Consider the following 13,871-nt stretch of genomic DNA (forward strand, 5'->3'; position numbering starts at 1 on the left):
ACATTGTTAGGCGTTCGGTCCGAAGCGCCGGCGCTCGGGATCGCGGCGAAATCGGTAGCGATTCCTGATCCGTTCCTGGAAAAACGCTCCCGCAGACCGGGCGCGGCAAAAGGCCTCGAACAGCGTCTCGGGGACGCCATCGTAAACATATTTGCCGCTATCGTGAAACGCGATCGAAAGCGTCCGCGCGGCGGCATCATAGACAATTTGATCAATCGTCGAAGATTGGCTGAAGCGATGCACACGCATGCGGTCCAAGCGCATGGGTTTCATAATCGTTCCTGTCGCCGTCGCAGCCGGCTTGCGGCGTCACCCGCTTTGCCCGGAACCGCGCACGCGCGGCGCGTTTCGACAAGCTGAACGATGGCAACTTCCCCCACCGCTGATCAGCTGCGCGCGATGGCCGAACATCGCGGGATGAAACTCCTGCGCTCCCGCAAGCGCAAACCGGGGGTTGGAGACTTCGGCAAATTCGGCTTGACCGATGCAAAGGGCGAAGCCTTGCTCGGGATCGGCGAATCCGGACTTACTGCCACGGCGCAGGAGGTCGAAGCCTATCTTCGTGGTCGCGCGCTCGGCACCTGGAAACTCTCGGCCGAGACCACATCCCGTGCCCAACCGGCAAAGAAGAAAGATCCCGTCGAACCACGCGACGAACCATCACCGGTGCGGCGCCGAGCCCAGAGGCCAGCTCGGGCGGGTGCGACCGAGACGAAAGCGCGGCGGCGGGCAGAAGCCCCGCCCAAGTCGCCGCGGTCGCCCGCCGCGCCGGTGCTGCGTATCGTCGCCAAAGAGGGCTCCAAGGCCGCGTCCGCTCCCAACTGGCATATTCGGCCGGCAATCGTCGCCGATGCCGCGGCGCTAGCAGTGCTGCTGCGCCAGATCGCGGGCGCCAGGATCGAACGCGGCGACATCGCAGCCAATATCGCATCGCTCAAACGGACAAAAGGCGGGCTGGTTGTCGCCGAGCGCGACGGCGTCATAGGCTGCTGCGCCTGGGTGGTCATGCCCACTATCCACCGCGGCCTGCTGGGACGGCTCACGCTGCTTTTGGTCGACAAGCGGCACCGGCGCAGTGGAATTGCCTCAGCGATGATGGAGCCCGCGCTCGAAGCGCTCGCAAGTGCGGGATGCGGCGCGGTCGAGGCGATGAGCGACATCATGATCGACAATGCCCATAACTTCTTCCGAAAACGAGGTTATGACCAAAAAAGCTACAGGTTTGTACGCGCGCTGGCGGACTGATATCGGATCGCCGCGCTGCTGACAGCCGATCGCGCAGGATCGTGGCTGTCGCGCCTGACCCGAAACGCCAGTCCGCCATCCAGTCGCGCGGTTACGGCACAGAGACAGGTCAGCGCGCGCCCTATCCTGACCCTGCTGATGCTCGCAATCGCCGCGCCGCGGCTCGCTGTCGCACGCCTGTTATCGACGGATACTTCCGAGCATCCGTTCCAGCTCACCAAATCGCCGGGTCAGATACGTCCGCTCATCGGCGCTATATCCACCTGTCGCATAAGCTGCGTCGAGCCTTGCGAGGTCGCCGAGCTGCGCCCGAACCTGCACCGCGTCGTTGCGGTTAATGGTGCCATTGCGTTCCAATGCAGCCAAGCGTGTTTCCAGCTGGCTCCAGCGGGCGTTGTTGCCGTCATTGCCATAGCCGCCCCCAAGGCGATCGATGATCGCATTGTATCGCGCCCATAGATCGGCCTGCTCGCGTGCATCGAACCCACCACGCTGATAGCGCGCCTCAAGCTGGGCCAGGGAGCGCCACTCGCTGCGCAGCCGCGTGGCTTCTGCCTGCGTAATGGTTCGGTTCCGCAGTCCGCTCGTTAACCGCTGTTCAAAATCGGCGTTGCGCGTCGACAACATCTGCCACCGACCCTCGTCCTGATAGCCACCCGGACCGGTCGTCTGGCCAGCAATCCGCTGCGTCAAAGCCCGATATCGCATCCGCAGATCGCCGCGCTGCTGCTGCGACATATTGCCGTTGGCCGAGTATTGCGCTTCCAACCGGACGATCTCATCATACTCGCGGCGCATCTGGTCCGCTTCGCGTCGGCTAAGCGAACCGTCACGCACGGCGGTATCGATCCGCTGCTCCAACATGGCGCGACGCTGGGCAAAAGGTCGGCGCCCCTGATTCCAGTCGGATTCCAAGGTCTGTTCGCTGGCCTGTTCGTTGTTGCCGAACACAGACCCCAGCAATTGCTCAAGGATATTTCCCTGCGGCTGACGCTGCTCCTGCGCCGCAGCAGCGCCCGAGAAAAGCAACGTGCTTGTAGCAGCGATCAGGAGGTATTTGATGTTCATGAGACTGACCTTCAATCAAAGAGCTTGCGGCATTGGCAACCCAGGCTGTTGGCCAGGCCCGCCGCCTTCACAGGTGGAAAATCCGCGCTGTCGTGGCCGCGCCGATGCTCCAGATTACCGTTCAACTCTTTGCCGATGCGTCGGTTGCCTGTTTGAGCATTTAGAAACAATCTGTTGCTCGGTCGTCATATGCGCGCACATCGGTTGGTTCGCGGCGCCATGGCTGCGCCGGCGCGGTTGTCTCCGCCATGGACGTCGGTGCGCCTCCGATAGCAGCGCCAGTTTGCTGCGGTTCTGACAACGTCCGCCAAGACGTTGAGCAGCTGTCGAAGTCATGACCGCCGCGGCGAACAGCTTCAGGCAATGCCGGCAGCATTTTCATTGCTCGATGTCCTGGTGTCCCGCTGGCGTGCCACCTCTCAGCACCTCGGCAGCTTTCGGTTCCAGAATAACGATTCCAGGCGAAATTCGCAGGCGGATGGGAAAAATCAGCGATGACCAGACTTTGCCCTGCCGAAGCAGCCATCGCCCGATCCAAGCGTAGTTGATCCAAATCTCTCTCGCGAAAGACCATGGCATGACCGAAATTATTGCGCCGCGAAGCGGCACGGCCTTTCCCCTGCTCCGCGGTGAAACGCTGCGCGTGATCGATCCCGAGGGCGGACAGGTCAGCGACATGCTCGCCTTTACGCGCGGCGACGTTCGCGAGGTCGTCTCGAACGGGCGGACGTTTGATTATGAGGAGACGATCCGGCTGACGACGGGCAACCGGCTGTGGTCGAACCGGTCCAATCCGATGCTCGAGATTGTCGAAGACAATGTCGGCACGCATGATTTTCTGCTGACCCCGTGCAGTGAGGCAACCTTTCGCCATTTCTACAAGGACAAGCCGGTGCATCGCGGCTGTTTCGGCAATCTGGCCGAAGCGCTGGCACCCTATGGCATCGCCGAGGACGATATTCCTGTCGCATTCAACCTCTTCATGCACGTTCCGGTCGACGACGCCGGCAGGGTCAAAGTGCTGCCGCCGCGAACCGCGCCTGGCGATTTCATCCGTTTGCGCGCGCTCGACGACCTGATCATCGGGCTCACCGCCTGTTCAGCCTATGACAGTTGCGGGGGGACGTTCAAACCGATCCACTACGAAATCGAGCGCGAGCCGCTGACGCGCCTTGAGCCGCAGATGTCACGCATCCTTTAGGCTGCGCAATCGTTGAACAAGCCTCAACCGAGAGGACCGCGCTTGAAAATTCCAATGTATATCGCCGGGGCGCTTCTGCTCGCCGGCTGCAATGCGTCACCCGACAAAAATGCGGACGAAACGCGCCCGGCGACAGCGGCGACGTCCGACGGCGATAGTCTGATATTCGCCGATGCCGAACCGGACGCGCGCCCCTTTACGGAAACCCCCATCCTGCGGGCGCAGGTCATCCTCGATCATCTCGGTTTCTCGCCCGGCGTCATCGATGGCAAGGAGGGCGCGTCCTATGCTGCGGCATTGCGCGGTTTTCAGCAGGCCAATGATCTCGCCGACACAGGCAAGCTTGACACCGCGACGGAGCAGGCGTTGCAGCGGGGGCGCCAGCTGCCCGCGACGCGGGTTGTCATCATTCCGGCAGGCTTTGCCAAAGGACCGTTCGTCCCGGCCTTTCCGAAAGACGCGGCCGAACAGGCGAAATTGCCCGCGCTCGGCTATCGCAACCTGACCGAGGCGCTGGCCGAACGCTTTCACACCACGCCCGAAACGCTCGTCGCGCTGAACAGCGCATCGACGCTGGTCGGCGCTGGCCGCCCGTTCCGCGTTCCCAACATCGCGGACATCGACCGATCGACGCTGGGCAAGGATTCGCGCGGCTGGAACGGGACGCTGGAACGCCTCGGCGTCGCGCCCAACCAACCCGCTGCGGCCAAGGTCGTCGTCGACAAATCCGAAGGCGTGCTGAAGGTGTTCGACGCCAGTGACAAGCTGATCGCGCAATTCCCCGCCACGATGGGAAGCAGCCGCGATCCGCTGCCGATCGGGACCTGGAAAATCCTGGGCGTCAGCCGCAATCCAGATTTCCACTACAACCCCAAATTGTTCTGGGACGTGAGCGACAGCAAAGAGACGGCGCTGCTGCAACCGGGGCCGAACAGCCCCGTCGGGGTGGCTTGGATCGACATCAACAAGCCGCATTATGGCATCCATGGCACAAGCGAGCCGCACACGATCGGTCGCGCCGAAAGCCATGGCTGCGTCCGACTGACCAACTGGGATGCAGCGCGGCTGGCGCAGATGGTGAAACCCGGGACGCCTGCCATTTTCCAGAACTGACGGAGAAAAGCGCGCACGATGCGGTTCGCGCGCGTCCGATCGGTGTCATGGCTCAGGGAATACGCCTCTCCGGGCACTCTCTTGGGCGCTGCCTCATATCGCGCAACGCATTTTGCAGTCGGTGCCTCATTCCCGAGGCTTGCCATTCATTGACCCGCTGATGATCCCCTTCGGCGACTGATCCGCCTGACAGCTGGGAAAAGGGCGCCGCTGCACAAACGGCCCGCAGCGCTAGTCACGAACATCCGGTCTTGGCCTTATCGTCGGCAAAAGCGGCGCGCGGTTCGAGCGTGCCCACTGCCGGTTGATTGCGTGCAGGATATGCAAGCTGTTCGCCGCTGCCGCCCAGATTTCGGCCTGCTCTACATCGCCAGCAGCGGCGCAGCGATCCGCCTCACGGCGCGCATATGCCGCTGCCGCTTCGCCATGTTCATCCTCCGCCGCAACAACAGCAATCCAAAAAGGATCCTCTTCCATCGTGACCCCCATCGTGCCCTTCACCCTAAGGCAAAAAGTTCCGGTCCATGGCGACATTCGCGTTAACCCAGGTTGCATCTGCGAGATTTTACGTGCGAAGTGGGATGTTTCCCCAGTCTCGCGCCGCCGGTGCAACTGGCCCGAAAATGAAGCGTTACACAAATGTGACATGCGCTTCCCGCCTAGCCCCTGCTCCGGCCACGGTTCCGCTGGCGATCAGTGCCATAGCGGGTGGTTGAATGGACCTGCTTAATCCCGACCTCTATTGGCCGATCTTGGGAGCGATACTGGCCAGCGCGATCATCGGGTCGGAACGCGAGTATCGCGCCAGTCCCGCCGGACTGCGAACCCATATCCTCGTCGGCCTGTCGTGCTGCCTGCTCATGCTCTCGGCAGTTCATCAGATGGCATGGCTCAATGATGCGCCCGTCGAAGTGGTGCGCATCGATCCGGTGCGCATGGCGCACGGGATCCTGACCGGGATCGGATTTCTCTGCGGCGGCGTCATCTTTCGGGAGGGATTCAACGTGCGCGGTCTGACGACCGCGGCGTCGCTGTGGATGACCGCAACGCTTGGCATATTGTTCGGAATCGGTTTCTATGAATTGGCGATCTTCGGCGCGGCCGCAACCGTGCTTGTGCTGGCGGCCGTCTCGATCACCGATCGGCGCTCTCCCCAGCAGCGCATCGTCCATCTGAAGGCGACGTATCGGCGGTCGGATGCGATCAGTGCCCGCGTGTTTGGCGCGCTGCTCGCCGAACATGGGCTGCGGGTCATCACCATCGATCAGGTTATGGCCAACAACGTCATAGAATTTGGCGCGGTCGCGCATGGCTATAGCGATGAGCGCGTCGATCGACTGGCCGACAGCCTGACCGGCAACCCCAACGTCACCGGTTTCGAGATCCGCCCTCAGCAAGGCTGACCAAAGCCCATACGCTCGTGACACAAGGCGTCAGGCAAGCACGGCCGATCCGGGCGAGTAGCCATCTTTTCGATGAGAAACGTTCGAAGGCGGGTTGCCCTTCCCGCGACACGATCGCCGACAATCGACTTTTGCGGGCATGTCGGTACGCTGCAAGCAAAGCACCCCACGCACCGGTCGCCTGTCCATCCGAAGGCAATGCCGCCGCCCGCTTCCGCCAAGTATCGACGCTACGAACCCTCGATTTTACCCCCGCCCTGGAAGGACCGGCGCAGATCTCGCACTGCTAACCGTCCGTCCTCATCGCCGACGACTGCCAGCGGGGCGCGCAAACGCGCGATGCCCGCAGGATAACAGAATCCAGGTTGCCAGAGGCCGTTGCTATCATGCTCGCCGGGCCAGGGCAGATCGCCCGCCGCGTCAATCGACCAGCGCCGAGTAGCCCGCTACGATTGGCCGATCGCCCTCGATCGTAATCAGGATATTGTCGCATCCGCCCGGCGTCTCGTCGGCGTCAGGCCCGACCTTGCGCTGACGCATTTCGCAGGCGCGCGCTTCATCTTCCAGGCGAAAACCATCTTCGCGGTCGGTTCGAAGCACCTGGCCGCGCGCGGCAAGTTCGGCAACGATTTCAGGGTCGGGGAGCCGGACGCGATGATAGGGATAGGGTCCCGAGGATATTGCATAGATCGAGGCGCCTACTGCATCGAGGAAGGCGGTGCGCGACGAGGTGAGGCTGCCATGATGGCCGACCACAAGCACATCGGCCTGCAGATCAGCAGCGCAGCAAGCGATCAGTTTTGCTTCGATGCTGCGCGGGCTGGGCGGCGTTGCGGGCGGTTCGCGTTCGCCGCCCTCGGCGTCGCCGGTCAGCAGGACCCGTTTGCCGCCGAGATCGAGACGGATGACGACGCTATTGCCGTTGGGGTCGGAATGCGGATGTGCGTCGCGATAAAGAAAGTGCATCGACGCCGCCGGGCCGAGCGCAACGGGCACTTCGCTCATCATTGCGGCCTGGTGCACGGTCACAGTCCCATTACAGCCGCTGCCGGAGAAGGTGACGCTCCGCGTCGCGTTCGATGCAATCGCGTCATGGTAGAGCGCCCCAGGTTCCGCCATCGCAGCTTTCAGAAAATGGCAGTAACCATCGGTCCTGTTGACGCGGCCCGACTCCCAGATGTTCGCGACCTGAAACCGCTCGAACACGCCTGGCATCAGTTGAAGATGGTCCTTGTGCGGATGGCTGAGGATCAGATGATCGATCCGGGTCAGGTCGGGTCGCGCCGCGCGGATATAGGCAACAACCCGGTTTTCATCGCCGCCGTGGAGATCGTCCTGGCTGCCGGCATCGTAAAGAAGCGCATAGCCCGGCCCCTCGACAAACACCGCAAGCCCGGTGCCGACGTCGATGACATGGACCTTGTGAGGAACTGCTGCCAGCGCCTCACCGCCAACGTCGGCGCGCACGATCGTCCAGGCCTTGCTCACATAGCCACGCGTGCCGTCCGCAAGCTCGACGATATACCAGCCGCTCACGTCACCGACGAGAGTCGCGCTTTCGCCAGGGCGCAGCCGGGCCAATATGGCGGTATCGGTCGATGGTCCTTCGCGAACCAGTACCGCGCTCGACACGCGCGCGCTGGGGGCGACGTCATCGGCAACAGCCGGTGCCGCGGTAAGCATGACCGCACCGAGCATCAGCGCTGCCAACCAGGATCGAAGGATCATGAAGCCCCTCCTTTCGCCCTCGTCCAAAGGCTCATCGTGCCGAACCCTCGCCCGTTCGCCACGACGACGGCGTATTCATAACTTCATCTAGCCGAACAACGAGCGAATTCCCGCAATCAGCCGGCAACGAACGATCCTGCGACCAGCACGGTCGCGAGCCAGAACAAGGCCGCGACGGCGCGCTTTCCAGTTCGATTTGCTGTCCATGATGCCGAGATGACACGGCAGGATTTTGTAGGAAAGGCCTTTCCTTCCGCATCGGCGATATCATTCCAGCCCCCTCGCCTGGTATCTCGGCAGCGGCGTTGCTATGGAAGCGCCGCCGCCTCGATCGGCGCCGATTAGCGGCTCTTGCACGGTTCAGTGCGACAAGCCCCCCTTATGTCCGGCCCGGCCAGAACGGCGAGCTTCCCCTGCTGGTCTTGGAGGTACTGCGCCGCGGGCGTGCGGATCATGCCCACCCGTATGGCCCGGAAGCAGCAATGAGCAGCGCGTGGCCTGTCCCCCGAAACAACGAATGGGGGGGGGGTGTATTCGCCCCACCCGACTGCCCCGCACCACCCATGCCGCCGGGGGGCCCCTGCCCCCCAAAACCCCGTGGGGCCGCTTTGGGGGGCGCCCCTTCCATTGTCTTGCTGCACGCGGAGACCTTAGCCGAGCACGACTCCCGCGAGGACGATCATGCTCAATTCTGCCGCATGCGGCGCGTGACAATGAGACATTCGACCACCTCCTTTCGCTTGTTGACGATGCGGCGAATATGACCGCTTTGGCCGATACTTCAAGCCCGACGCGCAGGTCCCTGTTGCCCTACGGTCGTTTAACGACGGCGTCCGTCACAGCTTCGGCTAGGACGCGATCGACAAAATATTAGGAAACGACAGAAAAATGTGAGTGCGCGGCAACGGCTTGAGATGCTTTCATCCGTGCGAACGAGACAACCTGCTGTGCAAGAATGTCCAGCTGTTGATTGATGTCACGATCGGCCACCTGGCCGTTGACATCGAAAAGTGGTTGGCTGGAGTTGGCGGCGACGCCAAGGGGAGTCGGCCAGCCGCGCAACGCATGCGTAATCGAGCGCAGCGTCGCAAGCGTACTGCCAGCAGCCTGCCAACCGCCGGCAACAGCAATTAGGCCAACGGCGCGTCCGTCGAAATAGGGCTGTGCGTCCAAGACCAGGTCTTGCACGTAATCGAGCGCATTCTTGACCACGCCCGACACAGTGCCGTGATAAGCAGGAGACGCTACGATGATACCGTCAGCTGTGCGCAAGGCTTCCAGCAGCGCTTGCGCCTTCGAACAGCGCTCGCTGCGGTGCGGAGCATATAGCGGAAGGTCGATAGCTTCGCCCGTAAAGCGCGCGCCATCGGCTCCATGTGCTTCGCAGCGCGCGAGTACATGTTGAAGCAAGCGCTCGGCTGAGCCGCCAGCGATCGCATTGCCCCCTAGCGCGACGATGCGGGGACGATGCGCGGAAACAGGGCGCTCGATCATGTCATTTTCCTCAGTTGAATGTCACCTGGCTACCGCCGCGCAGGAAAGCGATCGCGTTACGACGAAGATGGTTGGTGCCGGGATTGAGGATGGGTTCGGGCGAGTATTGCGCCAGATAGACACGGCGCATGTTCGGCGTCGAGTTCGATCCGGTCGCGTGGAGCGCGAGGCTGGAGAAAGCGACGACACTGCCGGCCGGCACTTCAAGCGTCACGCCTTCGCTATCACCGGTGTAGCCGACGAGGTCATTGCTACCGGGCTGACGCGTGTGGGCAACGATACCTTCGCGTGTTTCGGGCGCCTCTGAGAAAGGCAGGATCCGAACCGTGCCATTCGCGACGGTGGTGTCGTCGAGCGTGCACCAGCAGGTGAGGTACGGCTTGTGATCAACAGGGCCGCCATTGCCGACGACATAGCCTGAATCCTGGTGCCAGCTGAACGGCATGCCTTCGCTCGCGCCTTTCACGACATATTGGTCATAGAAGAAATAAGCATCGTCGCCGAGGGTGGCACGGCAGATATCGGCCATCGTCTCGCTGAACAGCATGTTGCGAAGACTAGGCTGGCGGCGCTGGCATTCGCCTGCGAAATAGCGCTTGCCCTTGTGGCTGATGCCGTCAACCTCGACGCCGAGGCTGTCGAGGCGCGCGTCCTCGCGGTCGATCACGCGGCCGCATTCCTCGCGGAGTAATTCCAGAAGCGGGCCTTCGAGGATGCGCTCGAATACCGCATAACCTTCGGTCGCGAACTGTTCGCGCTGGGCGGCGTAATCCATTCTCTCTCTCCCGGATGTTTCATTAAGCACCAAGTAGCGCATAATCGGCCATTGCATCCAATCGAATTGCATCACACTTTCATTCGTTTATACTATGGCTCATGCGAATGAGACAGGTTGAGGCGTTTCGCGCCGTGATGATGAGCGGGGGCATCACAGCCGCCGCGACGATGCTGAATATCAGCCAGCCCTCGGTCAGTCGGCTGATCGCGGACATGGAGCGCGCGGTGGGATTCCGGCTGTTCGACCGGCGCGGCGCACGCGTGCATCCGACCGCGCAGGCGCAGGCGCTGTACGAGGCAGTTCGGCGGAGCTATGCGGGGCTCGACCTGCTCGATCAGGCGGCGCGGCGCATCCGTGCGCATCCGGTGGGAACGGTACGGATTGCGGCGCTCGCCGCGATCGCGATGGCGATCCTGCCCGCGGTGATCGCGCGGTTTCGCATCCTTTATCCCGACATCAAGATCACGGTGGAATCGCTGGGCCAGCGGGCGATCGAAGAGCGCGTCTTTCTGGGGCAGGCGGATCTGGGCATCGGAGTCGATGCGCAGGGGCGCGAAGGAATTCGCTCGACCCAGCTCGCGCGCGCCGAATATGTCTGCATCCTGCCCGCGAACCATCCGCTTGCGACGCGGCCGCATCTCGGTGTTGCGGACCTGGCGGGAGAAGAATTCATTGGACCGATGCACGAGGCCGACGCGCTGTGGAACGGGATCGACGCCGCACTCGAAAATTCGGGCATCCCGGTGTCGCGGCGGCTTGAGACGCAACATTCGCAGATATTATACGCCTTTGTCGAGGCAGGGCTCGGCGTGTCGATTGCCGAACCGTTCAGCGCGCCTTTGTTCCACCGACTGGGCGTCGCGGTGCGCCCAATTGCGCCGCCGATCTATCTCGATTTTGCATTGCTTGAACCTGACATCGGGCCCACACCCGAGATCGTCGGGTGGCTGAACGCCGATGTAAAGCGCGAGACCGACGCGTGTCTCGCACATGTGAAGAACGTGGTTTCGTCCTCCTAGGTCCGTCTCCTTGGTCGTGGCTCGGACTCGATAGCGCCACGAGCAACTGCCCCCAGAGGGATCGAGAGTTGTCGAACCAGGTCCGGGAGGCGGAAGAAATTCTCGCCCCCGTCGATCAGCAATAGCGGCGTTAGAGACGGTGCGTTGTCCCAGCAGCCGCTCGCCCAGCCAAGAATGGAGATGCGACCAACTCGCTCCACAGCCACACCGCCTTCGCCTCGTTGCGGGAACGCAAATCAAACCCGGCTATTCGATCAAGCCATAGCATTTGGACATAACCCTGCGATTTTTCTCGATTGGACTGGTATGATTTTGCAGCGCATCCCTATGCGTGGCGGGTTGGCCTTCGGGCCGACCAGATGATTCTGGGCCGCGCACCCGCGGCTTCGCCATCGTTTCAAAGTCCAGGCGGGCAAATGATCCGCCGGACGCGAGTGGGGAGGTTTTCGATGACGACGACGTACAAGCTGGCTCTGACGCTTTCGACGACCATGGTGATGGCGTTGATCGCTGGCCCGGTCCACGCACAGGAGGCACCGACCGAAACCGACGCACCTTTCGCAAGCACCGACATCATCGTCACTGCGCAAAAGCGCGCACAGAATCTGCAGGATGTGCCGGTCGCGATCTCGGTCGTGTCGGGCGACATGCTCGAGCGATCGAATGTCAATTCAGCCGAACAATTGTTCCAGCGCGTCCCGACACTGACCTTCCGCAAGGGTAACACCAACAAGGATTCGGCGCTGTCGATCCGCGGCGTCGGCACGATCAGCTTCTCTTCGGGAGTCGAGCCGTCGGTGTCGACAGTGATCGACGGCGTCGTCTATGCGCGAACTGGCCAGCAGACCTCGGACTTCCTCGACGTCGAACGCATCGAAGTGCTGCGCGGCCCGCAGGGCAGCCTCTTCGGCAAGAACGCCAGCGCCGGCGTTATCAATATCATAACCCGCGAGCCCGAAAACGAGCTGGGCGGATACATTGATGCCTCGTGGTATGAGGGCAATGAATATCGCATCCGGGGCAGCATCGGCGGCCCACTCGGCGACGGCGTTAGCGCCTCGCTCACGGGTTTCTGGTCGCAGTTCGATGGCAACGGAAGAAATCTGTTCAACGGCAACAAGGTCAACGGATATGAACATTGGGGTGTTCGCGGCAAACTGATCGCCGAACCCACCGACACCGTGAAAATTACACTTATCGCCGATTATTCCAAGAACAGCGACAACGGTTTCGCCGACAGCATTGGTACCGTTTTCCCGTCGGCGTTCAACAATGCGGTGTTGATTCCCAGCCTTGCGCCGTTGACGCTTGATGGCAAGAACAAGGACATCGACAACGACCTCGATCCCTATACCAAGGACAAGAACAGCGGATTATCGGGGCAGATTGACGTCGATCTTGGCGCGGCGACGCTGACATCGATCACCGCATACCGGCACTGGTATAATTTCCAGGTCCGCGACGGCGATTTCCGGTCTGATTCCCCGACCAATGTCAACACCGGTACCGCGGCGGGTGATTTTCTGCTCCACGATCTTGGCGACCTGAAATTTGACCAGTTCACGCAGGAGCTACGCATCGCGTCGGCCAATCCGCAGTTTCTGGAATATGTCGCGGGGCTTTACTATTATCACACCAAGGAAGTCGATTATTTCAACCGCGTCGTGACGACGTGCACCGCTTCAACCCTTCCGACGGTCGGTGGGCTTACCCCCTGCGCACCGGGATCCTCGACCTATGTGACCAATCGGGGCGATGCCGATTTCACCACCAAGCTGACAAGCTATTCGGCGTTCGGCCAGCTGACCGCCAATTTCACCGACGCATTGCGAGGCATCGCAGGGCTGCGTTATACTGAGGATAAGGTCGCGTTCGACTTTGCCCGGATTTCGACGTCCACCGCCGCGTTTCCGGGCGTCAATCCTGCTTTTTCTGCTTCAGGTTCGGTCAAGGACAATGGCTGGTCGGGCAATGCAGGCCTGCAATATGACGTCAGCGACGACGTCATGGCCTATGGCATGTACACGCGCGGCTACAAGGGGCCGGCGCTCAACGTCTTTTTCAACATGCTGGCACGCGACACGGGCGGGATCGCGCCTGAAAAGGCCGATGCGTATGAAGTCGGCCTGAAAACGCGCTTGTTCGACCGCCGGCTGACACTGAACATCGCGGCCTTTTATGCCAAATATGACAATTATCAGGCCAATTTCCTCGACCTGGTTGCCGGACAGGTCGTCACGCGCTTGACCAACGCGGGCGAAGTATCGACGCGCGGCATCGAAGTGGATTTCAACGCCGCGATCACCGACGATCTCTCGCTGTCGGGTGGCTTCAATTATACCGATGCACACATCAACAAGTTCATTTGTCCGGCAGGCGCCGCGATCACCTGCGCCGATGCCATCAACGGCAAGCCGCTGCCATTTGCGCCAAAGTACAAGGGCACGGTGACGATGGACTGGCGCCTGCCGCTGAACATCGACGGTTTCAACGTCGATCTGAACAGCTCGCTCGTCTATCAAAGCAAGACCAATTTCGACATCAACCAGAATCCCAACGCGTTTCAGAACGCCTATGCAATCTGGGATGCCGGGATCAAGGTGAGCACCGACGACAATAAATACAGCCTGTCGTTCATCGTCAAGAACCTCACCAACAAGCAATTCGTCATCCAGCGCATCCCGAACGGCACGAGCTTTATGCGCCAGATCACGCCGCGTGATGCCGAACGGTATTTCGGCGTGACCGCGCGGATGAACTTCTAAATCTCATCCTTTCCGGCGCGCGGCCCCGTACGCCGCCCCCCACACGCAAAAAGGAAA

The 13,871-nt window shown here is 61.5% G+C and carries 12 protein-coding genes; 6 read left to right on the forward strand and 6 right to left on the reverse strand.

All coding sequences use genetic code 11. The features are described 5' to 3' along the window. Positions 1 to 6 precede the first annotated feature (6 nt). Positions 7 to 273, reverse strand: coding sequence for a KTSC domain-containing protein (locus K0M74_RS11585; protein WP_293972227.1), 267 nt, complete (start codon positions 271 to 273; stop codon positions 7 to 9). A 228-nt stretch (positions 274 to 501) separates the two neighbouring features. On the opposite strand from K0M74_RS11585, the gene K0M74_RS11590 reads away from it, so the two are divergent. Beyond that, on the forward strand, positions 502 to 1,245 hold the full coding sequence (locus K0M74_RS11590) for a GNAT family N-acetyltransferase (RefSeq protein ID WP_293972230.1): 744 nt from the start codon (positions 502 to 504) through the stop codon (positions 1,243 to 1,245). A 180-nt stretch (positions 1,246 to 1,425) separates the two neighbouring features. On the opposite strand, the gene K0M74_RS11595 is transcribed toward K0M74_RS11590, so the two are convergent. Beyond that, positions 1,426 to 2,313, reverse strand: coding sequence for a hypothetical protein (locus K0M74_RS11595; RefSeq protein ID WP_293972233.1), 888 nt, complete (start codon positions 2,311 to 2,313; stop codon positions 1,426 to 1,428). A gap of 577 nt (positions 2,314 to 2,890) precedes the next feature. Here K0M74_RS11595 and K0M74_RS11600 point away from each other — a divergent pair. Then, a complete protein-coding gene (locus K0M74_RS11600; RefSeq protein ID WP_293972236.1) occupies positions 2,891 to 3,514 on the forward strand; it encodes an urea carboxylase-associated family protein in 624 nt (207 codons plus the stop codon). A gap of 48 nt (positions 3,515 to 3,562) precedes the next feature. Beyond that, positions 3,563 to 4,627 (forward strand): L,D-transpeptidase, encoded by a 1,065-nt coding sequence (locus K0M74_RS11605; RefSeq protein WP_293972263.1) that lies wholly within the window; start codon positions 3,563 to 3,565, stop codon positions 4,625 to 4,627. 231 nt (positions 4,628 to 4,858) lie between these two features. Here K0M74_RS11605 and K0M74_RS11610 read toward each other — a convergent pair whose 3' ends face one another. Then, positions 4,859 to 5,275, reverse strand: coding sequence for a hypothetical protein (locus K0M74_RS11610; RefSeq protein WP_293972239.1), 417 nt, complete (start codon positions 5,273 to 5,275; stop codon positions 4,859 to 4,861). 68 nt (positions 5,276 to 5,343) lie between these two features. Between K0M74_RS11610 and K0M74_RS11615 the strand changes: the two genes are divergently transcribed. Next, entirely contained in the window at positions 5,344 to 6,030 is a 687-nt protein-coding gene (locus K0M74_RS11615) for an MgtC/SapB family protein (RefSeq protein WP_293972241.1), read from the forward strand. A 420-nt stretch (positions 6,031 to 6,450) separates the two neighbouring features. On the opposite strand, the gene K0M74_RS11620 is transcribed toward K0M74_RS11615, so the two are convergent. From K0M74_RS11620 to K0M74_RS11630, 3 genes are all read right to left on the reverse strand, one after another. Then, positions 6,451 to 7,758: an MBL fold metallo-hydrolase gene (locus tag K0M74_RS11620; protein WP_293972244.1), complete on the reverse strand. Its 1,308-nt coding sequence runs from the start codon at positions 7,756 to 7,758 to the stop codon at positions 6,451 to 6,453. 870 nt (positions 7,759 to 8,628) lie between these two features. Further along, entirely contained in the window at positions 8,629 to 9,252 is a 624-nt protein-coding gene (locus K0M74_RS11625; RefSeq protein WP_293972247.1) for an NAD(P)H-dependent oxidoreductase, read from the reverse strand. 10 nt (positions 9,253 to 9,262) lie between these two features. Further along, positions 9,263 to 10,027, reverse strand: a complete 765-nt coding sequence (locus K0M74_RS11630) for a phytanoyl-CoA dioxygenase family protein (RefSeq protein ID WP_293972250.1) — start codon at positions 10,025 to 10,027, stop codon at positions 9,263 to 9,265. 101 nt (positions 10,028 to 10,128) lie between these two features. Here K0M74_RS11630 and K0M74_RS11635 point away from each other — a divergent pair, with 101 nt between their 5' ends. Both K0M74_RS11635 and K0M74_RS11640 read left to right on the forward strand, forming a co-directional pair. Next, positions 10,129 to 11,049, forward strand: coding sequence for a LysR substrate-binding domain-containing protein (locus K0M74_RS11635; RefSeq protein ID WP_293972253.1), 921 nt, complete (start codon positions 10,129 to 10,131; stop codon positions 11,047 to 11,049). Positions 11,050 to 11,498: 449 nt separating this feature from the next. Next, positions 11,499 to 13,814 carry a TonB-dependent receptor gene (locus K0M74_RS11640; RefSeq protein ID WP_293972256.1) on the forward strand — a complete coding sequence of 772 codons (2,316 nt, stop codon included), beginning with the start codon at positions 11,499 to 11,501 and terminating at the stop codon, positions 13,812 to 13,814. Positions 13,815 to 13,871 lie beyond the last annotated feature (57 nt).

It is taken from the genome of Sphingopyxis sp., assembly GCF_019459305.1.
Classification (GTDB): Bacteria; Pseudomonadota; Alphaproteobacteria; order Sphingomonadales; family Sphingomonadaceae; genus Sphingopyxis.

Excerpts from the sequence above, each read along its gene's own strand:
- K0M74_RS11585 (WP_293972227.1), bottom strand. The coding sequence starts at position 273 with ATGAAACCCATGCGCTTGGACCGCATGCGTGTGCATCGCTTCAGCCAA.
- K0M74_RS11595 (WP_293972233.1), bottom strand. The coding sequence starts at position 2,313 with ATGAACATCAAATACCTCCTGATCGCTGCTACAAGCACGTTGCTTTTC.
- K0M74_RS11600 (WP_293972236.1), top strand. The coding sequence starts at position 2,891 with ATGACCGAAATTATTGCGCCGCGAAGCGGCACGGCCTTTCCCCTGCTC.
- K0M74_RS11610 (WP_293972239.1), bottom strand. The coding sequence starts at position 5,275 with ATGTCACATTTGTGTAACGCTTCATTTTCGGGCCAGTTGCACCGGCGG.
- K0M74_RS11615 (WP_293972241.1), top strand. The coding sequence starts at position 5,344 with ATGGACCTGCTTAATCCCGACCTCTATTGGCCGATCTTGGGAGCGATA.
- K0M74_RS11620 (WP_293972244.1), bottom strand. The coding sequence starts at position 7,758 with ATGATCCTTCGATCCTGGTTGGCAGCGCTGATGCTCGGTGCGGTCATG.
- K0M74_RS11625 (WP_293972247.1), bottom strand. The coding sequence starts at position 9,252 with ATGATCGAGCGCCCTGTTTCCGCGCATCGTCCCCGCATCGTCGCGCTA.
- K0M74_RS11630 (WP_293972250.1), bottom strand. The coding sequence starts at position 10,027 with ATGGATTACGCCGCCCAGCGCGAACAGTTCGCGACCGAAGGTTATGCG.
- K0M74_RS11635 (WP_293972253.1), top strand. The coding sequence starts at position 10,129 with ATGCGAATGAGACAGGTTGAGGCGTTTCGCGCCGTGATGATGAGCGGG.
- K0M74_RS11640 (WP_293972256.1), top strand. The coding sequence starts at position 11,499 with ATGACGACGACGTACAAGCTGGCTCTGACGCTTTCGACGACCATGGTG.